A 12,899-nucleotide genomic window follows, 5' to 3' on the forward strand; every position below is an offset into this window, starting at 1 on the left:
GACCTGCAGCAAGTCCTGCGGCCAAACCACCACTATGCTGAACCCTTCAACTCAAGCTCACTCAGGTAATCAAGGAGGCATTCATGAAAGCTGCAGTTGTTGCAAAAGGGCGCCGTGTGGACGTGGTGGAAAAAACCCTGCGCCCGCTTGCGCACGGTGAAGCGTTGCTGAAGATGCAGTGCTGTGGCATGTGCCACACCGACCTGCACGTCAAGAATGGCGATTTCGGTGACAAGACCGGTGTGATCCTCGGCCACGAAGGGATTGGCGTGGTGGTGGAGGTAGGGCCGGGCGTCACTTCGCTCAAGCCGGGCGACCGGGCCAGCGTGGCGTGGTTCTTCCAGGGCTGTGGGCACTGCGAGTACTGCAACAGCGGTAACGAAACGCTGTGCCGTGAGGTGAAGAACTCGGGCTATACCGTCGACGGCGGCATGGCCGAGGCGTGCATCGTGGTGGCCGACTACGCGGTAAAGGTGCCCGACGGGCTCGACTCGGCTGCCGCCAGCAGCATCACCTGCGCTGGTGTGACCACCTACAAAGCGGTGAAATCGTCCAACATCCGCCCCGGGCAGTGGATTGCGGTTTATGGCCTCGGCGGGCTGGGCAACCTGGCCTTGCAGTATGCGAAGAATGTCTTCAACGCCCGGGTCATCGCGATCGATGTGAATGATGAACAGCTGGCGTTCGCCCGTGAGATGGGCGCCGACCTGGTGGTCAATGCGCGCAGTGAGGATGTAGCCACAGTCATCCAGGCGCAAACCGGTGGCGCGCATGCGGCCGTGGTGACGGCAGTGTCCAAAAGCGCGTTCAACTCTGCGGTCGATGCGCTGCGTGCCGGTGGCCGGCTGGTGGCTGTCGGGCTGCCGCCAGAGGCCATGAGCCTGGACATTCCGCGGCTGGTGCTCGATGGCATCGAAGTGGTCGGGTCACTGGTCGGTACCCGCCAGGACCTGGCTGAAGCCTTTGAATTTGCCGCGCAAGGCAAGGTGGTGCCGAAGGTGACGCTGCGGCCGATCGAAGACATCAACGACATTTTCGAAGAGATGCTGGAAGGTAAGATCAAGGGTCGGATGGTGATCAACTTCGCGGATTGAGCAGTGCCCTGTCAGGTGCATGGGGCGGGTTTTTCAGCGCTGTCTGGATCGAGCGCCAGAACACCCGAGCCATGCACCCGTCACTGTCTTCAACCTTGGCAACATCACCAGGTAATCGGCTGACCGTCCCACGCCCAGAAGCTGCCACTGTCCGCCGGCCCAAGCCGGCCAATCTGCTCAAGGATGCACTGCGCAGCGAACGCAGGTTCAAACAATTGCTCGGCGGGCACATTGGCCTGAAACGGTTGGGAAAGCTGCGTATCGGTGGTGCCGGGGTGCAGCACCAGCACCGTGGAAGCTGGGTTGATGCGTTTGAGTTCGATGCTTGCCGTATGCAGTAACTGGTTCAACGCGGCCTTGCTGGCGCGGTAGCTATACCAGCCGCCCAGGCGATTGTCGCCGATGGACCCGACCCTGGCCGACAGCGCGGCAAAGGTGCAGGGCTGCTTGCGCAGCAGCGCCAGCAGGTGCTTGAGCAGCAGCACCGGCGCGAACGCGTTGGTCGCGAAGCTGGCCTGCAGGCCAGCCAGGTCAAGTTGGGCAAGGGCCTTTTCCGCCTTGGCACCGTCGCGCTGCAGAATGCCCAAGGTGCTTATGACCAGATCAAGGTGCGTGCAGGTGCGGCTGACCTCACGGGCCAGTGCTTCAAGGGACCGTTCGTTGCGGGCGTCGCAATCAATGCGCACCAGGCGCTCGCCATGTGCAGCGGCGAGCGCGGCCAGGGCTTCGCTGCCCCTGGCCTGGCGCGACACCGCCCACACCCGCGCCATGTCATCGCGTGCCAGCAGCTGTTCACAAAGCGCCAGGCCGATGCCCTGGCTGGCGCCGCAGATGAGTGCGTTCAGCGTCATGGTGCAGCGGCCCTATTCGCTTGCCAGGCGCTTGAGCAGCGCCGTGGCCACCGCCTCGGACGATGCCGGGTTCTGCCCGGTGATCAGGTGCCCGTCCTCGACCACATGGCTTGCCCAGTCCGGGCCCTTGGAATACTCACCGCCATTGCGCTTGAGCATGTCCTCGACCAGAAATGGCACCACATCGGTCAGTCCGACCGCGTCTTCCTCGCTGTTGGCGAACCCGGTCACTTTCTTGCCCTTGACCACTGGATGACCGTCCGGTGCGTTGACGTTCTTGAACACACCCGGCGCATGGCACACGGCGGCAATCGGTTTGTTGGATGCATAGAAGGCTTCGAGCAGCGTCTTGGAGTCGTTGTCCTCGGCCAAGTCCCACAGCGGCCCATGGCCACCGGGATAAAACACGGCGTCGAAGTCGTAAGGGTCGATTTCGCTCAGCGGTACTGTGTCGGCCAATGCCATCTGCCCCTCGGTGTCACTGCGAAAACGCCGGGTCGCATCGGTTTGCGCATCGTCCTCGTCGCTCTTGGGGTCCAGCGGCGGCTGCCCGCCTTTGGGCGAGGCGAGGGTGACGTCTGCGTTGGCGTCGATGAACACGTAGTAAGGTGCGGCGAACTCCTCCAGCCAGAAGCCGGTTTTTTTGCCGGTATCGCCCAACTGATCGTGGGATGTCAGCACCATCAGGATCTTTTTCATCTGAGCCTGTTCTCCAAACATGAATGGGCAGCGCGCGGTTCGCCCTGCATTACTGTGGGAGGGCTGCGCAGGGCAGACGTTCCCTGCGCAGCAGCATCCTGTGTTGTCAGCTTTGCGCAGTCTGCGGCCATACCACGGCCTGGCAAGGTAAGTATGTCCGATATCCTGCGGCAGAATGCAGCATCGCCCTTGCTGGTGATGCAGGCGCTGCGGTGTATGGCACCGGCTTTGCCGGTGATCGCCGGCAAGCCGGCTCCTGCAGGAGTGGCGTCAGCTGTAGAAATTGGATAAGCCAGTGCCCCGCAAGGTGGTGAAACGGGTTGGATGCCATGCCTTATGGCCGGCGCCGTACCTCGTGTGTGTGCCGGCTTGCCGGCGATCACCGGCGAAGCCGGTGCCTGTCGAGCTTCAGCCGTTACGCCGGCCTGGCCCTCGTGGTTGACGCTACCCCTACGCCATCCCGTTGCGCCCATGGGCCAGGAAGCCTGCACGCTCGCTCAGCCGTTGGTAGTAATCCCGTACCGCCGGCAGGTGCGGGTGCTCGAAGGGCGTTTCGAACCAGCGATTGACCGAAAGCCCGATGGGGATATCGGCCAGCGTAAAGCTGTCACCGGCCACATAAGCACCGGTCGCAGCCAGCTGCTGCTCGAGGATTCGCATATGGCGCGACCAGTCTGCGCACCCGGCGGCCAGCGCCTGGGCATCCTGGTGCGCGGGTGAGTGACGCACCAGCGACATGAACGCATAGCTCCACGAGCGGTTCAGGTCCGAGGCCTGCCAGTCGATCCATTGATCCACCCTGGCCCTGGCCGTGGCCTCGGTGGGGTACACCGGCGCATCGCCATAACGCGTGGCCAGGTAGCGGATGATGGTGTTGGATTCCCACAGCGTGAAGTCGCCGTCCTGAATCACCGGGACCATGGCGTTGGGGTTCAGGGCCAGGAAGGCGGGCGTGTCGGTGGGCTGGAAGCCTGCGCCCCAGTCTTCGCGCTCGAAGGGAATATCGAACTCGATGCAGGCCCAGAGGACCTTGCGCACGTTGATGGAAGAATCCCTGCCCAATATCCGTAGCATGCTGTAGTCCTTTTCCGGGAAGAGCCGATCGTCAACCACGGCACTTCTTCGGTCAAGCGTAAAGCGCAATGGGCAGTAGCGGCCATGCACCCCCACCTAGGCACCGATTCGGTCCCCGGCGAGACGGCCGTTACCGAGGCCTTGCAGCCTTGGTGTTACGCCCATTCTGGCGTTTAGCATTTGAATGGATCGCGGGCAAGAAGCCCGGCAGCCGGCTACGCTCACTACTTGAGAAACATTCTGCAACATTAGGCCAGCAGGCCCTGAAGGATCACGTTCACCGCTGCTGATGGATGGTCGCGCTGGTTTGGCAGGTCGCCCCATGGGGGGCCGCAAAACACAGGTTGCCGCAAGCAATCTGTGCAACTCCAAGCGGAGGATCATCATGCTCAGGAAATGCTTGTTGGCTTTGGCCATCGGGGCTGTGTTGTCGGCTTCGGCGGTATTGGTGCCTGACACTATCGGCAATACTTCGAATGCGTATGCGAAGGATGGTGGTGGTGGTGGTGGTGGTGGTGGTGGCCATGGTGGCGGTGGTGGCGGCCACGGTGGGGGTAGCGGTGGTGGTGGCCACGGCGGTGGGGGAGGTCACGGAGGCGGCGGTCACGGCGGTGGCGGTGGTGGGGGGCATGGAGGCGGCAGCGGTGGCAGTGGCGCAGGCCACGGCGGTAGCGGCCACAGCGGTGATGGCGGCGGTCATGCTAGCTCAGGTCGCGGTGAAAGTGGCCGCAACGGGGCGGATGATGGGGCCAACCATGAAGCGAATCACGAAGCCAGTCATGGTGTGGGTGAGGCCCACGGCGTAGGGCATGGTGCTGATGATGGGGTCAATCATGATGTCGGGGATGATCATGGAGGTGATCGGACCTGACATTCACTCACCTCATGCAGCCCGATCCTGTCGCCGGCAACCCGGCCACAGGCACCCCGCTGCATGTCAGCTGTTGCAGGCCTCATCGCTGGAATGTTTGCGTAGCCATGCCAGCGATGAGAAGCACCCGTCAGACGCGGAACTGGTCCATCAACCCCTGCTGCTGGTTGGCCAGGCTGTTGAGCGACTGGCTGACCCGCGCCGACTCGTTGGCCTGCCCGGACAACGACTCGGTGACATCGCGGATGGTCGCGACATTGCTGTTGATCTCTTCGGCCACTGCGCTCTGCTCTTCGGCGGCGGAGGCGATCTGCAGGTTCATGTCGGTGATCACGGTCACGGCCTGGCCGATGCGCTGCAGCGCGGTGACGGCCTGGCCGACCTGCTCCACACCGCCCTGGGCCTGGCGGTGGCTGTTGTCCATGGCGCCGACCACTTCGCGGGTGCCGGCCTGCAGGGCTTCGATGACCTGGCGGGTTTCTTCCACCGACTCCTGGGTGCGCTGGGCCAGGTTGCGCACTTCATCGGCGACCACGGCGAAGCCACGGCCGGCCTCACCGGCACGGGCGGCTTCGATGGCGGCATTGAGTGCCAGCAGGTTGGTCTGCTCGGCGATCGAGCGGATCACCTCCAGCACCGAGCCGATCTTCTCGCTGTTGTGGGCCAGCCCTTCGACCTCGGCCATCGCATGGCTCATGTCTGCTGCCAGTGTGTCGATGCTGCGGGTGGTGCGGTCGATCACCGCCAGGCCTTCGCGGGTTGCCTGGTCTGCTTCACGGGCGGCCTGTGCAGCCTGTGCGGCGCTGCGGGCGACGTCCTGGGCCGTGGCGCTCATTTCGTGCGAGGCGGTGGCCGCCTGGTCGACCTGGCGGTATTGCTGTTCCATGCCGGCGCTGGTTTGCGTGGCAATCGCCGAGGACTGGTCTGCGGTGCTGCGGGCCGCCTGCACCGAGCGTTTGACCTCGGCGATGGTCGGCTGCAGTTTGTCCAGGAAGCGGTTGAACCAGCCGGCCAGTTCGCCGAGCTCGTCCTGTTTGTCATAGGTCAGGCGGCGGGTGAGGTCGCCTTCACCGCTGGCGATGTCCTTGAGCATGGCCGCCACCCCGAGGATCGGCCGGGTCACGCCACGGGCCATCAGCCACACCAGCAGCAGGCCGGCAATCGCAGCGCCCAGGCCAAGGCCCAGCTCCAGCAGGGTGCCGCTGGTGTTCAGGGTGTCGAGCTCTTGTTTCAGCGCCTCGGCCGGCCCGGTCAGGGCGTTTTCCGGCACATCCAGCAGCACACCCCATGGCTGGGCGCCAGGGATCGGCTGGAACGCCGCGAGTACCTTGAGGCGTTGCTGGTCGTGGTGGACGCTCAATTTACCTTCGGCCAGCTTGCGTACCAGTTCGGCGCCTTTGCTGGTGTCAACCTGGTCGAAACGCTGGGCCAGCTTGCTGGCATCGGCACTGTAGCCGGCCAGCAGGCCCACGGGGCTGAGAATGCCGACCGTGGTGCGGCCTTCGTACAGGCTGCGGCTGGCTTCCTGGCTCAGGGCCTGCAGGCTGTTGAGGTTGATGTCGATGGACAGGGTGGCGATCACCTTGCCGTTGACCGCCAGCGGGAACACGATGCTGGTCATCAGCACGCGCTGGCCGTCGATGTCGTAGAAGTACGGCTCCACCACGCAAACCTTGCCGCTGCTGCGCGGGCACACCCACCAAGTGTTGGCGGGCTGGCCGCTGGGGCCGATCTCGGTGTTGGCCATGTCGTGCTCGGGCAGGGCCATGGCGGTCAGCTGGCCCACGCGCGGCTGCGACCAGTACAGGGCGAAGCGGCCGGTCTCGTTGCTGCCAAGCTCGGGTTGGCCGGTGAAGAGGCTATCCTTGCCGTCCAGGGCATTGGGTTCGAACACCAGTGACAGGCCCAGCAGGTCGGGGTTGGCCTGTAGGGCTGCACGAACCTGGCGGGTCATGTCTTCGCGCAGGTCGTAGGCATCCAGGAAGCGCTTTTCCGCCTGTTCACGCAGGAACAGCACCTGGCGGGCGAACCCGGCGCCGTACTGGTAGGCATCCATGAACTGGCGGCTGATGTTCAAGGCCTGGACCTCGCCTTGCGACTCGATGCGCGCCTGCGCTGCCTCACTGAGCATCTTCTCGCTGCTGGCTTTGACCAGGTCCGAGCTGTGGTCCATGCGGTACAGCGAAAGGCCGACGAGCAGTGTGACGATGCTGGCCAGGCACAGGCCGGCAAGCAGGGTGATCTTCCACTGGATGGAAAGTTGTCGCAAAGGCATGGGGCGTCCCTTTTTTGAGGGTAAGGGTTTGGCTTTGGATCTTGGGTGGGGCTCAATCCCTCTGCTATATCGGCGGCCCCGGTTTTTTCTTTATTCAAACATTCAATTTAAATTTGCCGGCCCGCGTAATACGCCGCCGCCTGGCGCTTTTGACATCTGTGCGCCAGTGCTGCAGAGTGCGCGCTTTTTGTCTGCAGCTACGAGGAAAGCCAAACCATGAATGCAGTGATTGCCGCGGTAGGCATCATGCTGATACTCAGCCTGTCGCGCGTGCACGTGGTCATCGCCTTGATCATCGGCGCCCTGGCCGGTGGCATGGTCGGTGGCCTGGGCATCGAGGGCACGCTCAAGGCCTTCAACGGCGGACTGGGCGGTGGCGCCACGGTGGCGTTGTCCTACGCCTTGCTCGGCGCCTTTGCCGTGGCGATTGCCAAGTCCGGCCTGGCCCACGCCCTGGCCGACCGTGCGCTGGCGATGATCGACCGCCAGGGCCATGCCAGCGGCGGCAAGGTCAAGTGGCTGCTGATCGGCCTGATGCTGGTGGTGGCGGTGGCGTCGCAGAACATCCTGCCCATCCACATCGCCTTCATCCCGCTGCTGGTGCCGCCGCTGCTGTACGTGCTGACCCGTCTGCGCATCGACCGCCGGCTGATCGCCTGCGTGATCACCTTTGGCCTGATCACGCCGTACATGTTCCTGCCGGTAGGGTTTGGCAACATCTTCCTCAACGAGATCCTGCTGGCCAACGTTGCCCGCGCAGGCGTGGACGTGAGCGGTGTCAACGTCACCCATGCCATGGCCATTCCGGCGGCGGGCATGCTGGCCGGCTTGCTGCTGGCGGTGTTCTTCAGCTACCGCAAGAAGCGTGACTATGACCTGGCGCGCATCGAGCAGGTCGAGCAGGCCAGCGTGCAGTACAACCCGCTGACCCTGCTGGTGGCGGGGCTGGCGATCGCTGCGGCGTTCATCGTCCAGCTGTGGCTGGACTCGATGATCATCGGCGCCATGGTCGGTTTCCTGATCTTCTCGCTGTCGGGCATCGTGCGCTGGAAAGACACCGACGGCCTGTTCACCGAAGGCATGAAGATGATGGCCATGATCGGGTTCATCATGATCGCAGCTTCGGGGTTCGCCGAGGTGCTCAAAGCCACTGGCGAGGTCAACGGCCTGGTACAAACCTCGGCGCAATGGATCGACCACAGCAAGGGCGTTGGTGCCTTGCTGATGCTGTTGGTGGGGTTGCTGGTGACCATGGGCATCGGTTCGTCGTTCTCGACGGTGCCGATTCTGGCGGCGATCTTCGTGCCGCTGTGCGTGCAGCTGGGCTTCGACCCGCTGGCCACGGTGTGCATCGTCGGCACCGCCGGTGCCCTGGGCGATGCAGGCTCACCGGCATCGGACTCGACCCTGGGGCCAACCTCGGGGCTCAACGTCGATGGCCAGCATCACCATATCTGGGACACCGTGGTACCGACGTTCATCCACTACAACCTGCCACTGATGGCGTTTGGCTGGCTGGCGGCGATGACGCTCTAGCGCATCAGCCCTTGTCGGGCGGCGGGGAAATGCGGTTGAGGACGGTGCTGCCGTCCTTGCTGCGGGTCAAGTACACCGGCAGCACCTTGGGCAGGTTGTCCACCAGGCGCTTGACTTCACGGGTGTTGTAGATGCCGCTGATGCGGATGCGGCCGGTGCTGGCATCGGCCAGCAGCAGAGGCGCATCGAGGTAGCGGTTGATCACTGGCAGTGCCTGTTCGAGGCTGAGGTTGTCGAGCACCAGCTTGCCGCTGCGCCAGGCCAGGCTGTTGCCATAGTCTTCGCTCTGGGCCAACTGCGGCTCGAAGTCGCCGGTGCGATAACTGGCCTGCATGCCTGGGCCAAGGCGGTAGCCGCCGGTGCTGCCGTCGCTGCTGACCAGCACCGAACCCTGCACCAGGGTGACCTTGACCTGGTCCTGATACTTCCACACGTTGAACTGGGTGCCAGTGACCCGGGTCTGGCCGTGGCCGGCACGGACGATGAAGGGGTGGGTGCTGTCATGCTGCACCTTGAAGAACGCCTCGCCTCGCTTGAGCGTGACCTGACGCTGGTCCTTGTAGTTGAAGTAGGTCAGTTCGGTGTTGAGGTTGAGCTCCACCGTGCTGCCGTCGCTCAGTTGCACGGTCCGCGCCTTGTCGCCTGCTTCAACGTGCTGGTAGTGGTTGGGTAGCCAGCCCTGCTCCCAGCCAACCCAGCCCGCCAGCGGCAACACCAGCAGGGCGATGGCTGCTGCCGAGGCCATGGGCCGCCAGTGGCGGCGTTGCCGCGCCATAGTGCGTACAGGTGGGTTGAAATCGATGACCGTGGCGTTGCGCGGCAGCAGGTCGGCGGTCTGCCAGATTTCCAGCATCGCCTGGTATTCATCAGCGTGGCGCGGGTCCGCTGCCAACCAGCGTGCGAATGTTTCACGCTCGGCCTGGGTGCAATCGTCGGCGTGCAGGCGCATGCACCACTGCGCGGCGGCGTCGGTGATGGCATCGTCTGGGCTGGGACTGAGGCGGTCTTGGTTCATTGCGGCTCCGGGTTTTGCGCATTCTACCCCTGCGAGGGGCCTCCCGAGAACCAAGGTAATGGCGAATGACTATCAGTTATGTGTGTTTTGATCGGTTTCGCCAGGATTTTCCAGCGTTTGAGAACCCTTCCCGGCACCCACCTGCCGTGTGTCCCAAGGCTATTTCCATAGCCCCCTAACGAAAGCTTTGACATTTGCTGCCTAGGCAGTAATATTTTTACACAATTGCCCTAGCTGCTGCTGATGTCCCATTTCACCCCGCAAAACTTCCAGTCCTGCGCCATCGGCATGCTGCTGGGCCGTGCGGCGATCCTCAAGGACCGCATTCTCGACTGGCACCTCGAATCAGAAGGCGTCACCGCCGCGCAGTTCAAAGTGTTGATCATCGTCACCCAGTACCAGGTGGATACGCCGGCCGAGCTGTGCCGCTACCTGGGCCTGGACAGCGGGTCGATGACCCGCATGCTCGACCGCCTCGAGCACAAGGGCCTGATCTTGCGCAACCGCTGCGCCGACGACCGTCGCCAGGTACGCCTGGCCCTGACCGCCGAAGGCCAACGCCTGGCCGACCGCTTGCCCCAGATCGGCGCGGCGGCGATGAACGAACTGGTCGGCGTGCTGCAGCCTGATGAGCTCAAGACCCTTGAAGGCCTGCTGGCCAAGGTCCTGCTCGGTGCCGGCGACCCTCTGACGATCCGCCGCTTCGGCGATCGTTGATTCCTGTTTCATATTCCAAGGTATTGTCATGGCCAATAACGCAGACACCTCAACTCCCTCCGCCGCACCCGAACCGTCGCGCAAGCGCAAAGTCTGGCTGCTTGGCCTGTTGCTGGTGGTGCTGCTTGCCGGCGCTGGCGCCTGGGCCTGGTACAGCCTGATCGGGCGCTGGCACGAAAGCACCGACGACGCCTACGTCAACGGCAATGTGGTGGAGATCACCCCGCTGGTCACCGGCACCGTCACCAGCATCGGCGCCGATGACGGCGACCTGGTGCATGCTGGCCAGGTGCTGTTGCAGTTCGACCCGGCCGACAGCGAGGTGGCCCTGCAGGCCGCGCAAGCCAATTTGGCCCGTACGGTGCGCCAGGTGCGTGGCCTGTACAGCAACGTCGATTCCCTCAAGGCCCAGTTGCAGACACGCCAGGCCGAGCTGCAGAAGGCCCGGCAGAACTACAACCGGCGCAAGGTGCTGGCTGACAGCGGTGCGATCGCTGCTGAAGAAATCTCCCATGCCCGCGATGACCTGACCGTGGCCCAGGCCGCCGTCAACAGCGCGCGCCAGCAGCTCAATACCAGCACGGCGCTGGTGGACGACACGGTGGTGTCTTCGCACCCCGAGGTCATGGCCGCCGCCGCCGACCTGCGCCAGGCTTACCTGGACCACGCACGCACCACGCTGGTGGCGCCAGTCACCGGTTACGTCGCCAAACGTACCGTGCAGCTCGGCCAGCGTTTGCAGCCGGGCACCGCGACGATGGCAGTCATCCCGCTGGACGAGGTGTGGATCGACGCCAACTTCAAGGAAACCCAGCTGCGCGACATGCGTATCGGCCAACCCGTGGAAATCAGCGCCGACCTGTACGGCAGCGACGTGAAGTACAGCGGCACCGTCGACAGCCTGGGCGCCGGCACCGGCAGCGCGTTCGCCTTGCTGCCGGCACAGAACGCCACCGGCAACTGGATCAAGATCGTCCAGCGTGTACCGGTGCGCATTCACCTCAGCCCGGACCAGCTCAAGGCCCACCCGCTGCGCATTGGCCTGTCCACGGTGGTCGAGGTCGACTTGCACGATCAGAGCGGCCCGGCCCTGGCCCAACAGCCGCCGCAGCAGGCCAGCTACACCACCCAGGTGTACGACCGTCAGTTGGACGAAGCTGACCATCTGATCGCTCGGCTGATCCACGACAACAGCGCCCCTGGCAAGACGGCGCAACGATGAGCAACAACGCTGCGGCGCAGTTCACCCCGCCGAGCCTGCTGCTGACCACCATAGGCCTGTCGCTGGCAACGTTCATGCAGGTGCTCGACACCACCATCGCCAACGTGGCCTTGCCGACCATTTCCGGCAACCTGGGGGTGAGTTCCGAGCAGGGCACCTGGGTGATCACCTCGTTTGCGGTGAGCAATGCCATCGCATTGCCGCTGACCGGTTGGCTCAGCCGGCGCTTCGGTGAGGTCAAGCTGTTCATCTGGGCCACGCTGCTGTTCGTACTGGCGTCTTTCCTCTGCGGTATCTCGCAGTCGATGCCGGAGCTGGTGGGCTTTCGTGTGCTGCAGGGGGTGGTGGCCGGGCCGCTTTACCCGATGACCCAGACCTTGCTGATTGCCGTCTATCCGCCAGCCAAACGGGGGATGGCACTGGCGTTGCTGGCGATGGTCACGGTGGTGGCGCCGATTGCCGGGCCGATCCTGGGCGGGTGGATTACCGACAGTTACAGCTGGCCGTGGATCTTCTTCATCAACGTGCCGATCGGCTTGTTCGCTGCTGCGGTGGTGCGCCAGCAGATGCGCGCACGGCCGGTGGTGACCAGCCGCCAGCCCATGGACTACATCGGCCTGCTGACCTTGATTGTCGGTGTGGGCGCATTGCAGGTGGTGCTCGACAAGGGCAATGACCTGGACTGGTTCGAGTCGTCGTTCATCATCATCGGCAGCCTGATTTCGGTCGTGTTCCTGGCGATATTCATCATCTGGGAGCTGACGGACCGCCACCCGGTGGTCAACCTGCGGCTGTTCGCGCACCGTAATTTCCGCATCGGTACCATTGTGCTGGTGGGGGGCTATGCAGGCTTTTTCGGCATCAACCTGATCCTGCCCCAGTGGCTGCAGACGCAGATGGGCTACACCGCCACCTGGGCAGGCCTGGCAGTGGCACCGATCGGCCTGCTGCCGGTGATCATGTCGCCGTTCGTGGGCAAGTACGCGCAGCGTTTCGACTTGCGGGTGCTGGCGGGGTTGGCGTTCCTGGCCATCGGTGCCAGCTGCTTCATGCGCGCGGGCTTCACCAACGAGGTGGACTTCCAGCACATTGCCCTGGTGCAGCTGTTCATGGGGATTGGTGTGGCGCTGTTCTTCATGCCGACCTTGAGCATCCTGCTGTCGGACCTGCCGCCGCACCAGATCGCCGACGGGTCTGGCCTGGCGACGTTCCTGCGCACGTTGGGCGGCAGCTTTGCGGCGTCGTTGACCACGTGGATCTGGATCCGCCGGGCGGACCAGCATCATGCCTACCTGAGCGAGAACATCAGCCAGTTCGACCCGGCGACGCGGCACACGCTGGAGCAACTGGGCGGGGCAAACCCGCAAAGCTATGCGCAGCTGGAGCAGATACTCAACGGGCAGGCCTACATGATGTCGACGGTGGATTACTTCACCTTGATGGGCTGGGTGTTTGCCGGGTTGATTCTATTGGTGTGGTTGGCCAAGCCGCCGTTTGCTGCCAAGGCGGGGCCGGCTTCAGCGGGGCATTGAGCAGGCGCGGTTT

11 protein-coding genes and 1 pseudogene are annotated in these 12,899 nt (G+C 63.8%); 6 read left to right on the forward strand and 6 right to left on the reverse strand.

The window, feature by feature from the left end:
- Positions 1 to 83: 83 nt before the first annotated feature.
- Positions 84 to 1,094 carry an alcohol dehydrogenase AdhP gene (adhP, locus tag ACEWE8_RS05700; protein ID WP_395589232.1) on the forward strand — a complete coding sequence of 337 codons (1,011 nt, stop codon included), beginning with the start codon at positions 84 to 86 and terminating at the stop codon, positions 1,092 to 1,094.
- Positions 1,095 to 1,198: 104 nt separating this feature from the next.
- Here the strand turns inward: adhP and ACEWE8_RS05705 are convergent, their stop codons facing one another.
- The 3 genes from ACEWE8_RS05705 to ACEWE8_RS05715 form a co-directional block, all read right to left on the reverse strand.
- Positions 1,199 to 1,945 carry an SDR family NAD(P)-dependent oxidoreductase gene (locus tag ACEWE8_RS05705; RefSeq protein WP_046785631.1) on the reverse strand — a complete coding sequence of 249 codons (747 nt, stop codon included), beginning with the start codon at positions 1,943 to 1,945 and terminating at the stop codon, positions 1,199 to 1,201.
- Between the two features lie 12 nt (positions 1,946 to 1,957).
- The gene (locus tag ACEWE8_RS05710; RefSeq protein WP_046785630.1) at positions 1,958 to 2,644 is read right to left on the reverse strand and encodes a type 1 glutamine amidotransferase domain-containing protein; all 687 of its coding nucleotides are present in this window, start codon (positions 2,642 to 2,644) and stop codon (positions 1,958 to 1,960) included.
- 450 nt (positions 2,645 to 3,094) lie between these two features.
- Positions 3,095 to 3,718, reverse strand: a complete 624-nt coding sequence (locus ACEWE8_RS05715) for a glutathione S-transferase family protein (protein ID WP_046785629.1) — start codon at positions 3,716 to 3,718, stop codon at positions 3,095 to 3,097.
- Positions 3,719 to 4,194: 476 nt separating this feature from the next.
- On the opposite strand from ACEWE8_RS05715, the gene ACEWE8_RS05720 reads away from it, so the two are divergent.
- The gene (locus tag ACEWE8_RS05720) at positions 4,195 to 4,524 is read left to right on the forward strand and encodes a hypothetical protein (RefSeq protein ID WP_189339949.1); all 330 of its coding nucleotides are present in this window, start codon (positions 4,195 to 4,197) and stop codon (positions 4,522 to 4,524) included.
- A gap of 195 nt (positions 4,525 to 4,719) precedes the next feature.
- Here the strand turns inward: ACEWE8_RS05720 and ACEWE8_RS05725 are convergent, their stop codons facing one another.
- Both ACEWE8_RS05725 and ACEWE8_RS05730 read right to left on the reverse strand, forming a co-directional pair.
- Complete coding sequence (locus ACEWE8_RS05725; RefSeq protein WP_371316831.1) at positions 4,720 to 5,475, reverse strand: methyl-accepting chemotaxis protein; 756 nt, start codon at positions 5,473 to 5,475, stop codon at positions 4,720 to 4,722.
- 102 nt (positions 5,476 to 5,577) lie between these two features.
- A pseudogene (locus ACEWE8_RS05730) lies at positions 5,578 to 6,864 on the reverse strand (HAMP domain-containing protein); the annotation flags it as partial.
- A gap of 216 nt (positions 6,865 to 7,080) precedes the next feature.
- Here ACEWE8_RS05730 and ACEWE8_RS05735 point away from each other — a divergent pair.
- Positions 7,081 to 8,400, forward strand: a complete 1,320-nt coding sequence (locus tag ACEWE8_RS05735; protein WP_046785627.1) for a Na+/H+ antiporter family protein — start codon at positions 7,081 to 7,083, stop codon at positions 8,398 to 8,400.
- Positions 8,401 to 8,404: 4 nt separating this feature from the next.
- On the opposite strand, the gene ACEWE8_RS05740 is transcribed toward ACEWE8_RS05735, so the two are convergent.
- Positions 8,405 to 9,415 carry a FecR family protein gene (locus tag ACEWE8_RS05740; protein ID WP_046785626.1) on the reverse strand — a complete coding sequence of 337 codons (1,011 nt, stop codon included), beginning with the start codon at positions 9,413 to 9,415 and terminating at the stop codon, positions 8,405 to 8,407.
- 243 nt (positions 9,416 to 9,658) lie between these two features.
- On the opposite strand from ACEWE8_RS05740, the gene ACEWE8_RS05745 reads away from it, so the two are divergent.
- From ACEWE8_RS05745 to ACEWE8_RS05755, 3 genes are read left to right on the forward strand one after another with little or no spacing between them, the layout of a single operon-like run.
- The gene (locus ACEWE8_RS05745) at positions 9,659 to 10,132 is read left to right on the forward strand and encodes a MarR family winged helix-turn-helix transcriptional regulator (RefSeq protein ID WP_046785625.1); all 474 of its coding nucleotides are present in this window, start codon (positions 9,659 to 9,661) and stop codon (positions 10,130 to 10,132) included.
- Between the two features lie 28 nt (positions 10,133 to 10,160).
- The gene (locus ACEWE8_RS05750; protein ID WP_046785624.1) at positions 10,161 to 11,354 is read left to right on the forward strand and encodes an HlyD family efflux transporter periplasmic adaptor subunit; all 1,194 of its coding nucleotides are present in this window, start codon (positions 10,161 to 10,163) and stop codon (positions 11,352 to 11,354) included.
- Complete coding sequence (locus ACEWE8_RS05755; RefSeq protein ID WP_046785623.1) at positions 11,351 to 12,886, forward strand: DHA2 family efflux MFS transporter permease subunit; 1,536 nt, start codon at positions 11,351 to 11,353, stop codon at positions 12,884 to 12,886. Before ACEWE8_RS05750 ends, ACEWE8_RS05755 begins: the two co-directional genes overlap by 4 nt.
- Positions 12,887 to 12,899 lie beyond the last annotated feature (13 nt).

The sequence above is a fragment of the Pseudomonas sp. TR47 genome, from assembly GCF_044143025.1.
Classification (GTDB): Bacteria; Pseudomonadota; Gammaproteobacteria; order Pseudomonadales; family Pseudomonadaceae; genus Aquipseudomonas; species Aquipseudomonas putida_E.

What these genes read in the sequence shown, in the direction of transcription:
- ACEWE8_RS05745 (WP_046785625.1), top strand. Translation starts at nt 9,659, where the DNA reads ATGTCCCATTTCACCCCGCAAAACTTCCAGTCCTGCGCCATCGGCATG.
- ACEWE8_RS05715 (WP_046785629.1), bottom strand. Translation starts at nt 3,718, where the DNA reads ATGCTACGGATATTGGGCAGGGATTCTTCCATCAACGTGCGCAAGGTC.
- ACEWE8_RS05705 (WP_046785631.1), bottom strand. Translation starts at nt 1,945, where the DNA reads ATGACGCTGAACGCACTCATCTGCGGCGCCAGCCAGGGCATCGGCCTG.
- ACEWE8_RS05720 (WP_189339949.1), top strand. Translation starts at nt 4,195, where the DNA reads ATGCGTATGCGAAGGATGGTGGTGGTGGTGGTGGTGGTGGTGGTGGCC.
- ACEWE8_RS05755 (WP_046785623.1), top strand. Translation starts at nt 11,351, where the DNA reads ATGAGCAACAACGCTGCGGCGCAGTTCACCCCGCCGAGCCTGCTGCTG.
- ACEWE8_RS05750 (WP_046785624.1), top strand. Translation starts at nt 10,161, where the DNA reads ATGGCCAATAACGCAGACACCTCAACTCCCTCCGCCGCACCCGAACCG.
- ACEWE8_RS05735 (WP_046785627.1), top strand. Translation starts at nt 7,081, where the DNA reads ATGAATGCAGTGATTGCCGCGGTAGGCATCATGCTGATACTCAGCCTG.
- ACEWE8_RS05710 (WP_046785630.1), bottom strand. Translation starts at nt 2,644, where the DNA reads ATGAAAAAGATCCTGATGGTGCTGACATCCCACGATCAGTTGGGCGAT.
- adhP (WP_395589232.1), top strand. Translation starts at nt 84, where the DNA reads ATGAAAGCTGCAGTTGTTGCAAAAGGGCGCCGTGTGGACGTGGTGGAA.
- ACEWE8_RS05725 (WP_371316831.1), bottom strand. Translation starts at nt 5,475, where the DNA reads ATGGAACAGCAATACCGCCAGGTCGACCAGGCGGCCACCGCCTCGCAC.
- ACEWE8_RS05740 (WP_046785626.1), bottom strand. Translation starts at nt 9,415, where the DNA reads ATGAACCAAGACCGCCTCAGTCCCAGCCCAGACGATGCCATCACCGAC.